Source organism: Pseudomonas sp. HMWF006 (assembly GCF_003061205.1).
GTDB classification, from domain to species: Bacteria; Pseudomonadota; Gammaproteobacteria; order Pseudomonadales; family Pseudomonadaceae; genus Aquipseudomonas; species Aquipseudomonas monsensis.
On record NZ_QAIU01000066.1, the window covers coordinates 1 to 18098 of the forward strand.

The 18098-nt window shown below is 59.8% G+C and carries 18 protein-coding genes; 11 read left to right on the forward strand and 7 right to left on the reverse strand.

The features are described 5' to 3' along the window. Nucleotides 1-4 precede the first annotated feature (4 nt). Nucleotides 5-625 carry a LysE family translocator gene (locus DBR24_RS02470; RefSeq protein WP_128613795.1) on the reverse strand — a complete coding sequence of 207 codons (621 nt, stop codon included), beginning with the start codon at nt 623-625 and terminating at the stop codon, nt 5-7. Between the two features lie 273 nt (nt 626-898). Between DBR24_RS02470 and DBR24_RS02475 the strand changes: the two genes are divergently transcribed. The 3 genes from DBR24_RS02475 (at nt 899) to DBR24_RS02485 (ending at nt 4531) form a co-directional block, all read left to right on the forward strand. Continuing rightward, nucleotides 899-1513, forward strand: coding sequence for a biliverdin-producing heme oxygenase (locus DBR24_RS02475; RefSeq protein ID WP_128613796.1), 615 nt, complete (start codon nt 899-901; stop codon nt 1511-1513). Next, nucleotides 1510-3747, forward strand: a complete 2238-nt coding sequence (locus tag DBR24_RS02480; protein WP_128613797.1) for an ATP-binding protein — start codon at nt 1510-1512, stop codon at nt 3745-3747. The genes DBR24_RS02475 and DBR24_RS02480 overlap by 4 nt, the downstream gene beginning before the upstream one ends. A gap of 196 nt (nt 3748-3943) precedes the next feature. After that, on the forward strand, nt 3944-4531 hold the full coding sequence (locus tag DBR24_RS02485) for a LysE family translocator (RefSeq protein ID WP_128613798.1): 588 nt from the start codon (nt 3944-3946) through the stop codon (nt 4529-4531). A gap of 60 nt (nt 4532-4591) precedes the next feature. On the opposite strand, the gene DBR24_RS02490 is transcribed toward DBR24_RS02485, so the two are convergent. Further along, complete coding sequence (locus DBR24_RS02490) at nt 4592-5425, reverse strand: AraC family transcriptional regulator (RefSeq protein ID WP_128613799.1); 834 nt, start codon at nt 5423-5425, stop codon at nt 4592-4594. 35 nt (nt 5426-5460) lie between these two features. Further along, a complete protein-coding gene (locus DBR24_RS02495) occupies nt 5461-5964 on the reverse strand; it encodes a VOC family protein (protein ID WP_128613800.1) in 504 nt (167 codons plus the stop codon). Between the two features lie 313 nt (nt 5965-6277). Between DBR24_RS02495 and DBR24_RS02500 the strand changes: the two genes are divergently transcribed. Beyond that, the gene (locus DBR24_RS02500; protein ID WP_128613801.1) at nt 6278-6529 is read left to right on the forward strand and encodes a transmembrane sensor/regulator PpyR; all 252 of its coding nucleotides are present in this window, start codon (nt 6278-6280) and stop codon (nt 6527-6529) included. 117 nt (nt 6530-6646) lie between these two features. On the opposite strand, the gene DBR24_RS02505 is transcribed toward DBR24_RS02500, so the two are convergent. Further along, the gene (locus DBR24_RS02505) at nt 6647-7315 is read right to left on the reverse strand and encodes a bifunctional 2-polyprenyl-6-hydroxyphenol methylase/3-demethylubiquinol 3-O-methyltransferase UbiG (protein ID WP_128613802.1); all 669 of its coding nucleotides are present in this window, start codon (nt 7313-7315) and stop codon (nt 6647-6649) included. A 213-nt stretch (nt 7316-7528) separates the two neighbouring features. Continuing rightward, nucleotides 7529-7894 (reverse strand): DUF6124 family protein, encoded by a 366-nt coding sequence (locus tag DBR24_RS02510; RefSeq protein ID WP_128613803.1) that lies wholly within the window; start codon nt 7892-7894, stop codon nt 7529-7531. A 733-nt stretch (nt 7895-8627) separates the two neighbouring features. Between DBR24_RS02510 and DBR24_RS02515 the strand changes: the two genes are divergently transcribed. Further along, nucleotides 8628-9020 (forward strand): GFA family protein, encoded by a 393-nt coding sequence (locus DBR24_RS02515; RefSeq protein ID WP_128613804.1) that lies wholly within the window; start codon nt 8628-8630, stop codon nt 9018-9020. Between the two features lie 170 nt (nt 9021-9190). On the opposite strand, the gene DBR24_RS02520 is transcribed toward DBR24_RS02515, so the two are convergent. Beyond that, entirely contained in the window at nt 9191-10030 is an 840-nt protein-coding gene (locus tag DBR24_RS02520; RefSeq protein ID WP_128613805.1) for an alpha/beta fold hydrolase, read from the reverse strand. Nucleotides 10031-10295: 265 nt separating this feature from the next. Between DBR24_RS02520 and DBR24_RS02525 the strand changes: the two genes are divergently transcribed. From DBR24_RS02525 to DBR24_RS02545, 4 genes are all read left to right on the forward strand, one after another. Next, nucleotides 10296-10751 carry a (2Fe-2S)-binding protein gene (locus tag DBR24_RS02525; protein WP_003224136.1) on the forward strand — a complete coding sequence of 152 codons (456 nt, stop codon included), beginning with the start codon at nt 10296-10298 and terminating at the stop codon, nt 10749-10751. Between the two features lie 14 nt (nt 10752-10765). After that, complete coding sequence (locus DBR24_RS02530) at nt 10766-12928, forward strand: xanthine dehydrogenase family protein molybdopterin-binding subunit (protein WP_128613806.1); 2163 nt, start codon at nt 10766-10768, stop codon at nt 12926-12928. Nucleotide 12929: 1 nt separating this feature from the next. Next, nucleotides 12930-13508 carry a hypothetical protein gene (locus DBR24_RS02535; RefSeq protein WP_128613807.1) on the forward strand — a complete coding sequence of 193 codons (579 nt, stop codon included), beginning with the start codon at nt 12930-12932 and terminating at the stop codon, nt 13506-13508. Between the two features lie 64 nt (nt 13509-13572). Next, a complete protein-coding gene (locus DBR24_RS02545; protein WP_123462778.1) occupies nt 13573-14538 on the forward strand; it encodes a diguanylate cyclase in 966 nt (321 codons plus the stop codon). Between the two features lie 652 nt (nt 14539-15190). Here the strand turns inward: DBR24_RS02545 and DBR24_RS02550 are convergent. After that, nucleotides 15191-15616, reverse strand: coding sequence for a VOC family protein (locus tag DBR24_RS02550; protein WP_128613808.1), 426 nt, complete (start codon nt 15614-15616; stop codon nt 15191-15193). Nucleotides 15617-15726: 110 nt separating this feature from the next. On the opposite strand from DBR24_RS02550, the gene DBR24_RS02555 reads away from it, so the two are divergent. Continuing rightward, nucleotides 15727-16581 (forward strand): LysR family transcriptional regulator, encoded by an 855-nt coding sequence (locus tag DBR24_RS02555; protein WP_128613809.1) that lies wholly within the window; start codon nt 15727-15729, stop codon nt 16579-16581. 224 nt (nt 16582-16805) lie between these two features. Next, the gene (locus tag DBR24_RS02560) at nt 16806-18056 is read left to right on the forward strand and encodes a hypothetical protein (RefSeq protein ID WP_158277016.1); all 1251 of its coding nucleotides are present in this window, start codon (nt 16806-16808) and stop codon (nt 18054-18056) included. Nucleotides 18057-18098 lie beyond the last annotated feature (42 nt).

The window sequence follows — 18098 nt, forward strand, 5'->3', positions numbered from 1 at the left end:
TGGCTTAAGCCCGTTTCGCCATCAACAGCGCCGAGGCCGCAGCCGACAACAACCCCGCGCAGCAACGATTGAAGATACGTTTGCCGCGCGGCTCGGCGAACCAGCGGCGCATGTGCAGGCCCATGTACGCGTAGGCGCTGATGGCAATCCATTCCAGTAACAGAAACAGCACGCCGAGCACCGCAAATTGCGCCGGCACCGGGCGGGTCGGGTCGACGAACTGCGGCAGAAAGGCCGTGAACAGCAGAATGGCCTTGGGATTGCCCGCTGCCACCAGAAACTCCTGCCGCGCCAACGCGAAGAAGCCCGCTGCTGCACCGGTCACCTGTTGCCCGGCGTCGGGGTTGGCCCGCCACAATTGCCAGGCCAGGTACAGCAGATACGCCGCGCCAATGATCTTGATCGCCTGGAACAGCCATTGCGACGTCTGCAACACCACCGACAACCCGGCGCCGGCCAGCGCAATCATGCCGGCGAACGCCAGAATCCGCCCGATCCCGGCCGTGCAGGCACGGCGAAAGCCGTAATGGGTGGCATTGCTGACCGACAGCAGATTGTTCGGGCCGGGTGCCATGTTCAGGGCGAAACAGGCGGGCAGAAACAGTGACAGCGTGGCGAGGTCCATGGGCGCGGGCTCCAGAAGCGATTGCGGTTTTTTATCACAGGCTGCAAGCGCGCTACCCCATACAGTCAGGCGCGAGAGTCACGGTACAGCGCCCGACGCTCAGTGAATCTTGTCGAACTTTTGTGAATCGTCTGAACTCTGAAAGGTCGGAGCGTGATGGTTTTCGCAGAAAAACTGCCTGTCCGGTCAGAAAGGGCGATTGCCGTGTAAGCTTTCGTCCCCAGCAGCACACACCCCGCACGGCCCCAGGTGGCCCCACCAAGAGCGATTTACATGCAAGCAAAGGCCCGTGAAGTTTATGTGCCACCGGTGCTGCAAGATCTGCGGGCCGGCACTGCCGAGCTGCACATCGCACTGGAAAAGCGTCTGCCGTTTTTTTCCGATAGCCTCGATATACCTGCGTTCAAGCGCCTGATGGCGGCGTATTACGGCTTTTATGAGCCACTGGAAAGCCTGTTGCAGATCAACGGTTGCGTCCCCGCCGATTTCGATCTCGGCCCACGGCGCAAGACCCCGACGCTGCGCACCGATCTGCAAGCGCTGGGGTGCACCGCCGAAGCGCTCGAACAACTGCCGATGTGCGCTCAATTGCCGGTGATCGACTCCAGCGCCGCCGGCCTCGGCGTGCTCTATGTGCTCGAAGGTGCGACGCTCGGCGGGCAGATCCTGCGCCGGGAAATCGCTACGCGACTTGGCCTGGATGCCTCCAACGGTGCGGCCTTTCTCGATATCTACGGCGCCGCCACCGGTCGCCGCTGGCGGGATTTCATCGAATACCTGGGCAATCGCCCGATGTGCGCCGAGGAGCGCGCAGCTGTCGTCACGGCGGCACAAACCACATTCAGCTGTTTCGAGCGCTGGCTCGAGCGCCGGGAGGTACTGGCATGACCCCGCAAGACAAAGAAACGTTTGAAGAATTGCTGGCCAACTGCGCCGACGAGCCGATTCGATTCCCCGGCGCGATCCAGCCCCACGGCGTGCTGCTGACCCTCAGCGAGCCGGCGCTGGAGATCATTCAGGTCAGCGCCAACGTTGAATCCATGCTGGCTCGTGCGCCGCAGAGCCTGATCGGCCAGCCACTCGAAAGCCTGATCGGCGCCGCCGAAGCGACGCAAGTGCGCGAGGCCCTGCTGCACCCGGCACTGTCCGACGGACCGCCGCTGCGCTTCAGCGTCAATGGCACCGCGTTCGAAGGTTTGCTGCACCGTCACCAAGGGGTGCTGATTCTGGAACTGGAAATCCACGTCGAAAACTTCCAGCCCCGTAACGTCGCCGGCAAACAGACCCATCTGGGGCGCATGCTTCAGCGCCTGCAAGCGGCCACCACGTTGCAGGCGCTGTATGACATCAGCGTCACGGAAATCCAGGCGATGACCGGTTACGACCGGGTGCTGATCTACCGTTTCGAAGAGGAAGGGCACGGCCAGGTCATCGCCGAAGCCTCCGATCCGTCGATGGAGGTGTTCAACGGCCTGTTCTTCCCGGCTTCGGACATTCCCGAGCAGGCGCGTGAGTTGTACCGCACCAACTGGCTGCGGATCATCCCCAACGCCGATTACCAACCGGTGCCGTTGGTGCCGAAGCTGCGCCCGGACACCGGCACGCCGCTGGACCTGAGTTTCGCCACCCTGCGCAGCGTGTCGCCGATTCACTGCCAGTACATGAAGAACATGGGCGTGCTGTCGTCGATGAGCATTTCCCTGCTCAAGGGCGACCGGCTCTGGGGCCTGATCAGTTGCGGCAATCGCGAGCCGCTGCACGTGCCTCACGAGTTGCGTGCGGCGTGCCAGACCATTGGCCAGGTGCTGTCGCTGCAGATCAGCGCCATGGAAGCGCTGGAGATCAGCCGCCAGCGTGACGAAAAACTCGAGGCGTTGGCGCTGCTCAATCAGGCGATGATCGATTCGCCGCAGAATGTCTTCGACGGTCTGGCCAATCAGCCGCAGGCATTGATGGCGCTGACCAACGCCGGCGGTATTGCGATCATCGAAGACAAACAGTTGCACCGCTACGGCAACTGCCCGGAACCGGACGACATCCGCGCCTTGCACAAATGGTTGCAGGCGACCGGTGAGCCAGTGTTTGCCAGTCATCACCTGGCCAGCGTTTATCCGCCGGCGGCGCAGTATCAGCAGGTGGCCAGTGGCGTGCTCGCCATGAGCCTGCCGAAACCGGTGGACAACGGCGTGCTGTGGTTCCGCCCCGAGGTCAAGGAAAACATCAACTGGAGCGGTGACCCGCGCAAGCCGCTGGATCTGGAAAACTCCGACGCCGGGCTGCGTCTGCGCCCGCGCACTTCGTTCGAGATCTGGAAAGTCGAGATGGCCGGGATCTCCACCAAGTGGAGCCACGGCGATGTGTTCGCCGCCAACGATCTGCGCCGCTCGGCGCTGGAAAACGATCTGGCCCGGCAAGTGCGCCGAGAGCAGGAAGCGGTGCGCGCTCGCGACGACCTGGTTGCGGTGGTGTCCCACGACCTGCGCAATCCGATGACGGTGATCTCGATGCTCTGCGGCATGATGCAGAAGGCGTTCAGCTCGGATGGTCCGCATACTTCACGGCGGATCTCCACGGCCATCGACACCATGCAGCAGGCTGCCGGACGCATGAACACGTTGCTGGAAGACTTGCTCGATACCTCAAAAATCGACGCTGGGCGCTACTCCATCACCCCGCAGAAACTCGACGTCGGGCAGATGTTCGAGGAAGCGCAGGCGTTGCTTGCGCCGTTGGCGCTGGACAAGGACATCAGCATTTCCTTTGCGGCGGACCCGGACCTGCGCATCCACGCCGACCCGGAGCGCCTGTTTCAGGTGCTGTCCAATCTGGTGGGCAACGCGATCAAGTTCACCCCGCGCCTGGGCACGGTGGGCGTACACGCCACCTCCGTTGGCAATCAGATCGTCTTTACCGTGCGAGACAGCGGCGAGGGCATTCCCAAGGAACATCTGCCGCACGTGTTCGACCGCTACTGGACGATGAAGGAAGGCAACCCGACCGGTACCGGCCTGGGCTTGTACATCACCCAGGGCATCGTCGAAGCCCACGGCGGACAAATCGTCGCCGAAAGCGAACCGGGGCAGGGCAGCGAGTTCCGCTTTACCGTGCCGCGCCTGGACTGAACACAGCTTTTATGTGGGCGCGAGCTTGCTCGCGAATGGGGTCGTCCTGGCAATGCAGTGTCGAATAACCCTCCGCTTTCGCGAGCAAGCTCGCTCCCACAAGGGATATGTGTGGCCAGGGGCATTTTCTTCAATACCGGGGAACGGGCGCTGGCTAGGGTGTGCACCTTGTTCCTCGATTTGAAGCAGGTGTGCGATGAGTCTGATTGTTTCGATGGCGGCGTTTGCCTTGGCGGCGTCCATCACGCCGGGGCCGGTGAATATTGTGGCGTTGAGTTCCGGGGCGCAGTTCGGTTTTCGTGCCAGTCAGCGGCATGTTGCCGGAGCGACGCTGGGGTTTGTGCTGTTGCTGGTGTTGATGGGCCTGGGTTTGCACGAGGTGCTGAAACTCTGGCCATTCCTGACCCGCGTGGTGCAACTGGCCGGCGTGGCGTTTCTGCTGTTCATGGCGTGGAAACTGGCCGTGGATGATGGACAGTTGAACGCCAAGGATTCCGGGCGAGCGCCATCGCTGCTCTATGGCGCGGTGATGCAATGGCTCAACCCGAAAGCCTGGCTGGCGTGTGTCGCGGGCATGGGCGCGTTTGTCGCCGATGGCGAGGCGCGGCTGGTGTGGCAGTTTGCGGCGGTGTATCTGGTGATCTGTTATCTATCGGTGGGCTGCTGGGCGTATGCCGGGACGTTTTTGCGTGGGTATCTGAGCAACGCGGCGGGGATGCGCGGGTTCAATCGGGTAATGGCGGGGCTGTTGGCACTGAGCGCAATCTACCTATTGCTACCGTAGACCTTGTAGGCGCGAGCAGGCTCGCTCCCACAGGGGACGTGTTGAGTTTCAGAGGCAGCGTCAGCCGCGATATTGGCCGGGCGTTGCCGCCAGATGCTGCTTGAACGCGCGCTGAAAATGCGCCTGATCGGCAAACCCCGCTTCCAGCGCCACATCGGCAATCAACTGCCCGCTGCGCAGGCGCTCGCGGGCGAACTGGATGCGCTGGTTGACCACAAAGGCGTGGGGCGTCATGCCGTAATGCTGTTTAAAGGCGCGGATCAGGTATGACGGGGACAGTTGTGCTGCCGCACAGATGTCGTCGAGGTTGAGCACCTCGGTGCAGTGTTCGCGGATGAAATCCGCAGCACGTTCCAGTTTGAAATTTGGCTCGCGCAGAGAGGGGCCGGCGGGGTTCAAACGCAGTTGCAGATCACTGAAAAACTCTACGGCTGCGCTCTGTTTGCGCAGCACATCCTGGTGCGGGTCGATCAACGTTTCATAAAGTCCATTCAGCTCATTGAACAGTGCAGCATCGTCGAGGTGAGTGGTGGAAAAACGCCGAAACTCAAGATCACTGGCAAACCCCAACTGATGCTGCAAATCCGTCAGCCACGGCGTTTCGACGTACAGCATCACGTACGACCACGGCTGATCTTCGATCGGATTGCACGCATGCACATCGCCCGGATTCATCAACACCACCGTGCCCGCCGCTACGTCGAACTGCGCCTGCTCGTGCACATATGTGCTGCGCCCGGCGGTGATCGCGCCGATGGAAAAGTGCGCGTGAGAATGCCGCGCATAACAGACCTCGCGGCCATCGGCGATGGCCCGCGCTTCAATGAATGGCAGCGCCGCGTCGCGCCAGAAACGCGGGGCTTTTTCAGGGTGTTTGGCGGCAGCGTGTTTCATCGTTGTTATTCCCGGCAGGCCAGGGCGCCAGTGTATTAGCTCTGGCCGGCAAAGGCCCGTTCGAGTTCGGCAATGTCGAGTTTTTTCATCTGGAACATGGCCTGCATCGCGCGCTGCGATTTGGCGGTGTCCGGGTCCAGCATCATGTGCATAAAGGCCACCGGCACGATCTGCCACGACACGCCGAACTTGTCCTTGAGCCAGCCGCATTGCTGGGCTTCGACGGGGCCACCTTCGGACAGGTTGCCCCAGAAATGGTCGATTTCTTCCTGATTCTGGCAGTTGACCTGAAACGAAATCGCCTCGCTGAATTTGAACATCGGCCCACCGTTGAGCCCGGTGAAGGTCTGGCCATCGAGCTCGAAACTGACGGTCATCACCGCACCTTCCGGCTTGCCGTGAAATTCCTGGCCGACCTTGCTGTAGTGGGTCAGACCGGTGATTTTCGAATGATCGAAGATCGAGCAGTAAAACTTCGCGGCGGCTTCGGCCTGATCGTCGAACCACAGGCAGGGCGTGAGTTTCTGAAAGCGTTGCATGGCAGTCATCCTCGGCAGGTTAGACACGCAGGATTAACAGCGTAGTCAGTCCTTGGTCGATTGGCGGTGCCGTAGATCGACAATTGCCGAGCATTGGAAATCCCGACGACGGAGACATCGAGCTGCAGACCGGACTTTCTTATCGTGTCTTTCTGTAGTCGTAATGACAAGGTTTCGGGTCGAATTGACTATGTCCGGCTTGTGTCAAATTGACTCGTTATCGTGCAGCTAGCTGATTCTATTGAGTTAAAAATCTGGCACGAGACTTGATGTACTCAACTTACCTAAACGAACCGCTCAGGAGTACGCCACCATGCTCACGTTCTTCGAAAGCCCGCTGGACGTTCTGCACCTGTCGAGCAAAATCCTCGTCGCTGGTCTGCTCATGTTGCTGGCCGGCATCTACGGCGCGTATCTCTACAAAGGCCACATGCCGATTGCACTGCTGGTGGCGATGCATTCGCTGACCATCCTCGGCCCGACCCTGATCAAGATCGGCTACGTCATGCGCCTGCTGGCGCAGTACCGCGTCCGTGGTCCGCAGATGATCCGGCAAACCGCATAGATCCCTGTGGGAGCGAGCTTGCTCGCGAAGGCGTCGGCACAGTCGGAATCTGCGTTGCCTGACACACCGCTTTCGCGAGCAAGCTCGCTCCCACAGTGTGGGGGTGTTTCTGAAATTTCAGCGGCGCTCGGCAACCATCAGCAACGACTGCGGCAGCTGACTTTGCGGGTGTTGTGGCTCTTGCAGGCTGACGAGTTGGAACCCGGCCATATCAAGTGCATTCAACCAGCTCGACAACGTGCGGAAATACCAGGGCATCGGCTGCCACTGGCCCTTGAACCCGGCGAAGGATTCTTCGCGCCAGTCATCCTGATAATCCCCAGCCGCCACAGCCCACGGATGCAGTGTCTGAATGACCAAAACCCCGCCGGGAACAAGCAGCGTATTCATCGCCGCAAGCAGCGGAATAATGTCCTGATGCAGCAATGAAAAATTGGCGCAGATCAGGTCATAGTCGCGACCGATGTTGATCTTGCCATCGACCAGCGCTTCATAACTGGCAACATGCACCTGCGCCGCCCCCGCCAGACGCGCCGCTTCAATAAGCCGCGCATCGCCATCCACACCCACCGCATCAATCCCGCGATCCGCCAGCGCCCGCAACAGCCAGCCTTCACCACAGCCGAGGTCGAGCACACGCTGCGGCTGCCGGCCTATGATCGCCAGCAGAATCGCTTGATCGGTAACCTGCTGGCGGCTTTCGATGGCGCCGCTGCGGATCACTTCGATCCAGGCATCAGCGTTGTCGTGCCAGCTCTGCAAAAGGCTGGATTCGGGGGAGGGCATGGCGGTGTCCCAACTGGGAAAAAAATGAGTATGGACGCTGTAGTGTGCGCTTGTGCATTTTGATCTCCCGTCAGGTGGGAGAACAGCAAGAGAGCTGACTAGTGGGGGCTAGACGGGTAAATCGGGATGGCTTGATGAGTTCTGCTCATCAAACGACCGAGGGGCAGAGTGAAAGTGAGGGGGAGAGGACCCCTCACTCATTCCGTGTGTTGGCTACTGCGGGATGCGCAGCTTGTCCAGCAGGCGATTGACCAACAGCTCGTTCAGCATGATCACCTGTTGCAGCGCCAGCAGCGGTTTACGCTCCGGGCCGCCTATCGAGTTGGCGAGGTTACCGGCCATGGAGTGGGCGTAGGAAAGCGACTCACAGGCTTCGACCAGTAGGGTTTCTTCATCCAGCGTGGGGTCGACCAGATAGACCGGGCGAAACTTGGGTGAGCTTGGTGGGGCCCCCAGTGCTTCGGGCCGGAGGTAGTAGTCGAGGGCGCGGTCGGTGGCTTCTTTGACCTTTTGCGGGTCAAGCGCGGGGTCGTGAGGGATTGGATCGGTGTCTGGAGGATTGGGGGTGATTTTGAACATGGATGAAACTCCCACTTAGCAATTTAAGGAGCCATCGCACTCGCTACCAAACGAGGGTGGTGGCCATGCGCAGGTTGGTAGACCGGTCTAAGCGGGAAAACCCGGCGCTCCCGAAGGAGCCCCACGCATGGCCACCATATAATTCGAGTTCCCAAAAGGGACCGAACAAGGTGTAGCCATGACGCTTAGAGACGGGCTACCAAACCCGATCACTGTTTTGCAGTGACAGGCAAACGATATAGCCCGGCCCATAGCCGTGTAAGCCGGCGGATTCTGGCGTACGCGTAGGTAACGGCGCAAGGTGTTGTAGGGGGGAGGGCGTAACGGTTTGTGTGCTTTAAACGCGATAACCGGATGACGTTTACACATGAGCAATGTCGGTTGGTGGCGGCTTTCGGTTTTGCGTGAGTCTGTGAGATTTTTCCCCCTCACCCCAGCCCTCTCCCCCAAGGGGGCGAGGGGGAAGGGAGCCGATCTTTGTGCTCTTCAAATCTGAGTTCGACGCGGTATTTCAAGTCGGTGCAACTTGCACATTCAGCGCGGTCAGTTCCCTCTCCGCCAAAGGGGCCGAGGGGGAAGGGAGCGGATCTCCATGTAATCCAGAGCCCGAGTTCAACTCGATATTTCAGGTCGGCGTATTCCGAGCAAACAACTCGGTCAGTTCCCTCTCCCTCCGGGAGAGGGTTAGGGTGAGGGCTGTCGGTAATTTCAAATTCTGAAGAGGAGGTGTGACATGAATCGATTGACCGGCGGATGCCTGTGCGGCGATGTCCGTTTCGAAGTGACAGGCCAGTCCTACCGCGTCGGCATCTGCCACTGCCTCGACTGCCGCAAGCGCCACGGCGCGCTGTTCGGCACCTCGGCCATATTCCCCGAGGATGCGTTGACGGTCACCGGCGAAACCCGCGACTACAACGGGCGCTTTTTCTGCCCGCGCTGCGGTTCTCCGGTGTTCACGCGTTCCGAAGATGAAGTAGAGGTCAACGTCGGATCGCTCGATGAGCCTAATCAGTTCAAACCTACCTACGAACTCTGGACCATCCGCCGCGAGTCGTGGCTACCGGCGCTGCCACTGGCTCACCACTACGAGCGTGATCGCGAGAGCACGGAGCGTACAGAGGAGTAGAGGGGGCAGAAAACTTGTGGGACTTGGAATGGAGTGAGGATTTTTGGCATGTCACATAGTCCCTGTGGGAGCGAGCTTGCTCGCGAAGGCGTCGTGTCTGTCGACATCAATATTGAAAGTAATGACGCTTTCGCGAGCAAGCTCGCTCCCACAGGGTGCAGTACATAAACTTACAGATTTTCACCGCGAATAAACGCCAGCAGATCCGCGTTAATCGTTTCGGCCTCCGTCGTCGGCATCCCGTGCGGGAACCCCGGATACGATTTCAACGTGCCATTGGGCAGCAACTTCGCCGACAACGGTCCCGAGGCCGCATACGGCACAATCTGATCATCCTCGCCATGCATCACCAGCACCGGTACGGTGACCTTCTTCAAGTCCTCGGTGAAATCGGTCTGCGAAAACGCCACGATCCCGTCGTAATGCGCCTTGGCGCCGCCGAGCATGCCCTGACGCCACCAGTTGGCAATAATCCCCTCCGAAGGCGTGGCGCCCGGCCGGTTGTAGCCATAAAACGGCCCGGTCGGTATATCCCGATAGAACTGCGCCCGGTTCGCCGCCAGTTGCGCCTGAAAGTCATCGAACACTGATTTCGGCAAACCACCCGGATTGCTCTCGGTTTGCACCATCAGCGGCGGCACTGCGCTGATCAGCACGCCTTTGGCAACGTTGGCCTGACCATGCCGGGCGATGTAATGAATCACCTCACCGCCACCGGTCGAATGACCGACATGCACGACGTTCTTCAGGCCCAGATGATTGACCACGGCCAGCGTATCGTCGGCGTAATGATCCATGTCGTGCCCGTCCCAGACCTGACTGGAACGCCCGTGCCCACGGCGATCATGGGCAACCACCCGGAAGCCTTTGCCCAGGAAGAACAGCATCTGCGCATCCCAGTCATCAGAACTGAGCGGCCAGCCGTGATGGAAGTGGATCACCGGCGCGTCTTTCGGGCCCCAGTCCTTGTAGAAGATTTCGACGCCGTCTTTGCTGGTGACAAATCCCATGTTCGCGACTCCAGACCAATGTGATGGATAACCCGCGCGGCAAGCGCGGACCGGTTTTGCTCATGATGGATTTCTGCTGCGCAGGCTCAGTGCGAGCCGTTATCAACTGTAGGATCAAAGTCGACCGTTGCATGACCGGTGGTCGCAACATCTGGCTTGAAGCGCAATTTAGGCTTTGCTGAAAGGGAAAAGCCGAGGCGTGCGTAGGCATCTGCTGCCACAGCGACGCCCCTTCAGAAAACCGTGAGTCTGAGGAAATCCCCCGATGCTGACCCTGAATATCAATGGCAAGGATCAGGAGCTCGATGTCCCGGCGGACATGCCGTTGCTCTGGGTCCTGCGCGATGTCGCGCACCTGACCGGTACCAAATTCGGCTGTGGCATGGCCCAGTGCGGCGCGTGCACCGTGCACGTCGATGGGGCGCCGTTGCGCGCCTGCATCACGCCCGCCACCGCCGTGGCCCACGGCCAGAAAATTCTCACCATCGAAGGGCTGTCCACCGACGGTTCGCACCCGGTGCAACAAGCCTGGGCCGAACTCGACGTGGTGCAGTGCGGTTACTGCCAGTCGGGGCAGATCATGTCTGCGGCGGCTCTGTTGGCGAAGATCCCCAAACCCACCGACAGCGATATCGATCAGGCGCTCTCCGGCAATATCTGCCGCTGCGGCACCTATCCGCGAATCCGAGCGGCCGTGAAACGTGCGTCCGAGATTGGCTGATTGGGAGAGAGACGATGAACAGTCCTGTATCGCGTCGGGGTTTTCTCAAGGGCAGCGCCATGTTGGGCGGTGGCCTGGTGGTAGCGTTTGTCGTGCCCGGCGCCCATAAGTTTGCCTTCGCGGCAGAGAATGAAGGCAAGGTCTTCGCGCCCAATGCGTTCTTGCGCATTGCCGCAGACAACAGCGTCACCGTGTTGCTCGGCCATTCGGAAATGGGCCAGGGCATCTGGACCGGCCTGACCATGTTGATTGCCGAAGAGCTGGACGCCGACTGGTCGACAATCCGCGTCGAACATTCACCGGCCTCGGCGGCGGATTACGGCATGCCGGCGTTTGGCGGCATGCAGATTACCGGTGGCTCGACATCGACGTGGATGGAGTTCGACCGCTATCGTCTGGCCGGCGCCACGGCGCGGCAGATGTTGGTCGAGGCGGCGGCCAAGCGTTTCGACGTCGCGCCTTCAACGATTCGCACCGAATCGGGTGTGGTCATCGCTGGCGATAAACGCGCGACGTACGGCGAACTGGCTGACGCGGCCGGGCAACTGCCGGTGCCGGATCCGAAGTCGATCACCTTCAAGGACGCCAAGGACTGGAAGGTCATCGGCAAACCGACCAAACGCCTCGACACCCCGGAGAAAATCACCGGCCGCGCCAAATTCGGCATGGACGTGCAGTTCAAAGGCTTGATGACGGCGATGGTTGCCCGTGCGCCAGTATTCGGTGCGACGGTCAAATCCTTCGAAGGCGCTGAAGCGCTGGCCGTGCCGGGCGTGCACAAAGTGGTGCAGGTGCCAACCGGCGTGGCAGTGATTGCCGAGCATTACTGGGCGGCGAAACTCGGGCGGGACGCGTTGAAGGTCGACTGGAACCTGGGGCCGCACACCGACCTGAGCAGCGCAACCCTGCTGGAGAGTTTCCGCAAACTGGCCGCCACGCCGGGGACTTCGGCGACTCAGGCCGGAGACGCCAAGGGCCGTTTCGGCAAGGCGGCGAAGAAGATCGACGTTGAGTACAGCGTGCCGTATCTGGCTCACGCGCCGATGGAACCGTTGAACTGTACGGTGAAGATCAGCGCCGAGAAGTGCGAGATCTGGACTGGAACGCAGTTTCAGACGCTCGATCAAATGGTCGCCGGCAAGATCACCGGACTGAAGCCCGAGCAGGTGGAGATTCACACCGAATTCCTGGGCGGTGGTTTCGGGCGCCGGGCCAACCCAACGTCAGACTTCGTCGCCGAAGCGGTGCAAGTGGCGAAAGCCGCCGCCATGCCGGTGAAAACCGTGTGGTCGCGGGAGGATGATATTCGCGGTGGTTACTACCGTTCGATGTTCCTGCATCAGGCACGGATCGGCCTCGGCGCCGATGGCCTGCCGTCGAGCTGGCAGCATGTGCTGGTCGGGCAGTCGATTATGGCCGGCACCCTGCTGGAAGCGACGATGGTCAAGAATGGCATCGACGCGACTTCGGTCGAAGGCGTGGCCGACAGTCCCTATATCAAGGGGCTGGCCGATCATCAGGTCGATCTGCATTCGCCGCAGACTGGCATCAACGTGCTCTGGCTACGATCGGTGGGGCATAGCCATACCGCGTTTGTCATGGAATCGCTGATCGATGAAATGGCCACGGCGGCGGGCAAGGATCCGGTCGAGTACCGGCGCACATTGCTCAAGGAACACCCTCGGCATCTTGGCGTGTTGAACCTGGCGGTGGAGAAGGCCAACTGGAAAGCGCCGTTGCCGGACGGTCACGCGTTGGGTGTCGCGGTGCATGAGTCATTCGGCAGTTACGTGGCGCAGGTCGCGGAGGTGTCCCAGGACAATCTGGCGATTCGCGTGCACCGCGTGGTGTGTGCGGTGGACTGTGGGATTGCGGTCAATCCGCAGAGCATTGCCGCGCAGATGGAGTCGTGCATCACCTTCGGCCTGGGCATGGCGCTGCACAGCAAACTGACGCTCAAGGACGGCGCGGTCGTGCAGTCCAACTATCACGATTATCAGGTGCTGCGGCTCAACGAGATGCCGGTGGTCGAGGTACACATCGTGCCCAGCAGCGACAAACCCGGCGGCATCGGCGAGGCCGGTGTGCCGCCGACCGCACCCGCCGTGGCCAACGCAGTGTTCGCCCTGACCGGGCAACGCCTGCGCGAGTTGCCGCTGCAACTGTCGGGGGTGTGAGATGAAACGACATCTGTTGTTGGGTTCGGTGATCCTGTTGGGGCTGGGTGGTTATGCCTCTGAGCTGTTCGCCGACGATCAGGAAGCACTGAAGGCGTTCGGCACCGTGCAGAAAGTCTTTCAGAGCCCGCGTTGCCAGAACTGCCACATCCCCGGCGATTCGCCATTGCAATTCGACGCCGGCATTCCCCATGCGATGAACGTGGTGCGCGGCATGGACGGCAAGGGTGCGGCTGGTTTGCCCTGTGCAACCTGTCACGCGGAAAACAATCCGCCGGCCAGTTACGGCCCGCATGCGCCACCGGGGGCACCGCACTGGAGCCTGCCGCCGGCGGCGCACAAAATGGCCTGGATCGGCCTGCCGCCGGACAAGCTCTGCGCGATGATCAAGGACCGTTCGAGCAATGGCGATCGCGACTTTGCTGCGCTGATCAAGCATGTCAGCGAAGACAAACTGGTGCTTTGGGGCTGGAACCCCGGAGCAGGGCGCGCGCCGGTGCCAGTGCCGCACGATATATTTGTCACGCAATTCAAGCTGTGGGCCGAGGCGGGCGGACCGTGTCCGGTGGCGGGGATCTGATGAAGTGAACCCCTCGGCGAATTAGCGCTACGCTTAAAAGCATTGTTGCCAATGGAGTGTGCTGATGCTGGTTCCAGGAAAACCTGCGAATGAAACGGCGCGCGTTCAAGCACTGCACGGACTTGAACTGCTCGATTCCGCCCCTGAAGAGCGTTTCGATCGACTGACACGGTTGGCAAAACGCTTGTTCAATGTGCCGATTGCACTGGTTACGCTGGTCGACACCAATCGGCAGTGGTTCAAATCGTGCGTGGGGCTGGATGTCAGCGAGACGCCGAGGGATGTTTCATTCTGCGGCCATGCGATTCTTAACGACGGCCTGTTGTTGGTGCCGGACGCCCGCGAAGATGTGCGCTTCCATGACAACCCGCTGGTGACGGGCGCGCCGCACATTCGCTTCTACGCCGGTTACCCTTTGACCGTGCCCAACGGCAATAAAATGGGCACGCTGTGCCTGATTGACACCAAGCCCCGCGACCTCGACGAGGAAGAGCGCGCGTTGTTGCGGGATCTGGCGGAAATGGCCGAGCAAGAGCTGGCCGCTGTGCAGGTCGCGAGCATGGATGAATTGACGTTGCTGTCCAATCGCCGTGGTTTCAAGCAACTGGCGCAGCATGCGCTGGACGCCTGCGCGCGGATAAAGCGCCCGGCGACCTTGCTGTTTTTCGACCTTAATGACTTCAAACAGATCAACGATCTGTATGGGCATGCCGAGGGTGACAGTGCGCTGAAGACCTTTGCCGACGTGCTGCGCATCGCCTTTCGCGAGAGTGATGTGGTCGGGCGTTTGGGCGGGGATGAGTTTGTCGCGTTGCTGACCGGCTCCAGCCATATCGAAACCACGGCGATCATGGCGCGGCTCAAGGATATTCTCGAAGAGCGTAATGCCACGTTGCACCGGGGCTATGCGATTCGCTTCAGTGTCGGGCAGATCGAATACGACGCTGAGCGCCATGAGACCGTGGATCGGCTGCTGGCGGATGCTGATAGTGCGATGTATGTGCACAAGCAGGCCTTGAAGCGTTGTTGATTCGGGCCTCATCGCTGGCAAGCCAGCTCCCACAGGTTTCTCGGGTGTTCACAAAATCCCGGTTCACTGCAGATCCCTGTGGGAGCGAGCTTGCTCGCGAAGGCGTCCGGTCAGGCACATCCCTGTTGAATGTGCTGGCCTCTTCGTGAGCAAGCTCACTCCCACAGGTACCTTCGGTGTTCAGAAAATCCCGGTGCACCACAAATCCATGTGGGAGCGAGCTTGCTCGCGAAGGCGTCCGGTCAGGCACATCTCTGTTGAATGTGCTGGCCTCTTCGTGAGCAAGCTCACTCCCACAGGTACCCTCGGTGTTCAGAAAACCCCGGTTCACCGTAGATCCGGTGGGCGCTAGCCTGCTCGCGAAGGCGTCCGGTCAGGCACATCTCTGTTGAATGTGCTGGCCTCTTCGTGAGCAAGCTCACTCCCACAGGTACCTTCGGTGTTCAGAAAATCCCGGTTCACCGTAGATCCATGTGGGAGCGAGCTTGCTCGCGAAGGCGTCCGGTCAGGCACATCTCTGTTGAATGTGCTGGCCTCTTCGTGAGCAAGCTCACTCCCACAGGTACCCTCGGTGTTCAGAAAATCCCGGTTCACCGCAGATCCCGGTGGGCGCTAGTCTGCTAGCGAATGCGTCAGCCCGAACAATACAAATCTATTTGGCAAACAACTGCCCAATATTCTTGAACGCCTTGAACTCCAGCGCATTGCCGCACGGGTCAAACAAAAACATCGTCGCCTGTTCCCCCACCAGTCCCTGAAAGCGAATTCCCGGTTCAATCACAAATTTCGTTTCCAGCGACTGCAAGCGCTCGGCCAGCGCCTCCCATTCCTGCATCCCCAACACCACGCCAAAATGCGGCACCGGCACGTCATGCCCGTCGACGGCGTTGGTGTGCGCGGCTTCCTGCGAGGCGTTTTTCGGCGCCAGGTGAATCACCAGTTGATGACCAAAGAAGTTGAAATCGACCCAGTGCTCACTGGAGCGACCTTCTTCCAGACCAAACACCTCGCGGTAAAAGTGCCGTGCGGCGTCAAGGTCATACACCGGAATGGCCAGATGAAAAGGGCTGAGCTGCATAGTGGAATTCTCGATCAGGTTCGGTTGACTGAGTTTAGTGCTGTGAAATGTGATTGAAAGACGATAGTTTTTGTGTCGAGCTCAAATTATTTCGATCAATCGAGGTGTGCATGCTGCGCGAACTCAAAACCTTTCTCGCGGTGGCACGCCACGGCACGTTTGCGGCCGCGGGTTTGCATATTGGCCTGACGCAGTCGGCGGTCAGTGCGCAGATCCGCAACCTCGAAAACGCCTTGGGCATTCGCCTGTTCGATCGCACCGGTCGGCAGGCGACGCTCAATCCGGCGGGGCAGCGGGCGTTGCCGATGGCGCAGGAAATGCTCGCGATCTTCAGCCGCATGGCGGTGGACGACGCGGTCAGCGAGTTTCGCGGCGAGCTGAAAATCGGTGCAGTGGCCACCGCGCAAACCGGCCTGTTGCCGCAAGCCTTGTTGCGTTTGCGCCAGCAGGCACCGGGGCTGGAGCCAAAACTGGTGCCGGGCGTGTCGTTGAATCTGTTGAGTCAGGTCGATGCCGGCGAAGTTGATTTGGCGATCATGATCAAGCCACCGTTCGAGTTGCCCAAGGAGTTGTCGGCGCAGGTGATCCGGCGTGAGCCGTTTGTGTTGATCGTGCCGCCGCAGGTCGAGGGCGACGATCCGCTGCGGTTGCTCGCCGAACGGCCGCATGTGCGCTACGACCGCAATTCTTTCGGAGGGCGATTGGTGACGCGGTTTCTGCGGGAGCAGCGCATAGAGGTCAACGTAGCGCTGGAGCTGGATGAGCTGGAGGCGATCGTGAAAATGGTCGAGTCGGGGCTGGGCGTTTCGTTGTTGCCCAGGGCCGGACTGTGGCTGGAGCATCCGCTCAAGGTCAGGGTAATCGAGTTGGGTGAGCTGACGTTCTACCGCGAGATGGTCCTGCTGCAGCGCTATAGCCAGCGCAATCAACCGATTCAAAAGCTGTTCGCCCAGTGCCTGGAATAACCCCCCAATCCTCCCTGTGGGAGCGGGAGCGCACAAAAAAGCCAGGGCTGCCGAGACACTGATTTGGCTCGTAAAGACTATGGAACTGTCATTTCTGACAGGTGTTTCGCGGTAGGGCGGCGTGTGACAGTAGCTCGCGCGTTTCGAACTGCTGCCTCAAGACTTTCAGATACGCCATTCGCGCAAAGCATTACAGGCAGCGTCTTTCTCAAAGGATGAACCACATGAACAGTCAGGATGGCGCTTCTTCTGTCAACAATGCCGGCGATCTCGATCCAACATTCGGCGTGGACGGTGTTGTAAACGTTCCCATTGCTTCAGGCACCCTCCGGTGCATGGTGGAGGATAACCAGGGCTCTATTGTCCATGGTCTGTGGGTCGGTAACGAAATGTGGTTTTACCGGATTTTCGCCAACGGCAGCCAGGATCTGCAGTTTGGCAGCGACGGGGTCACCCGGTGGGAGTTTGCGCCCGGCAAGCTATCGGTCCCCGTTCAGTTACTCCAACAGGCGGATGGAAAATATGTGGTGATCGGAGCGCTTCGCGACGATCGCTCTGATCAACGACCCAAAGTTGCCATTACCCGATTCAACAGCAATGGAACCCCGGATCTGGTCTTCGGTAACAAGATTCTGCCGTTGCCGGCACAAAACAATCTGTTCACCGAGTTCCCTTCGTACGGATGTTTACAGGCCGACGGGAAAATCCTGGTTGCGGCGTCGTATACCTTGGTCGATGGACAAGACCAATTGGTGCTCAGGGGCAGCCGACTTTATCGACTTCAGGCCAATGGCGAGGCCGATCTGGAATTTGGCGGTGGGCGCGGCTTTGTCGAGGTGCTCATGAACGGGCAGAACACTGAAGTTAAAAGCGTGGTCGTGACCCGCGACGGGAAGATTGTTGTGGGCGGAACCACCGAGCGGGTGCGGGTGGGTTCATATGATCGAAAACAATCAGTCGCCCGGTTTTTGTCAAATGGTGCACTCGACGTTACCTTTGGCAGGAACGGCTACTGGGAAGCCGATGGCGACAACGTGATGGGGCGTGTCATTTTTCTTGAAGACAAGCTCATTGTGGTGGGACATGAAGTTGTCAAGCCCAGCGGGTATCGGGTATGTGTCTCCAGGCTGACAGCCGATGGTGAATTTGATCCGACGTTCAATAACGGGATCAGACTGTTGACTGATGTGCCCATGGATGTTCCGGGCTATGTCCTCATATGCAATGCAGTTGCCTTGCAGGCGGATGGAAAAATCATTGCTGCCGGTTACGCCGGGTTCGCCGCACGTGCCTACTGGTTACGGGTCCAGACCAATGGCCAGCTTGATCCGGACTTCGGAGATCAAGGCTTGCATGTGCATGAGCCTTCTAACCTGATGGGTGGGGTGCTGGTTCAAACCACTACGGGAAGAATCCTCGCCGCCATCGACTCAGCTGTTGCTCCCGCTCCGAGAATCCTCGGCATTCTTGCTTGAAGTTCTTTTGCTTCAACCCATAAAAAACCCGCCAGCAAATGG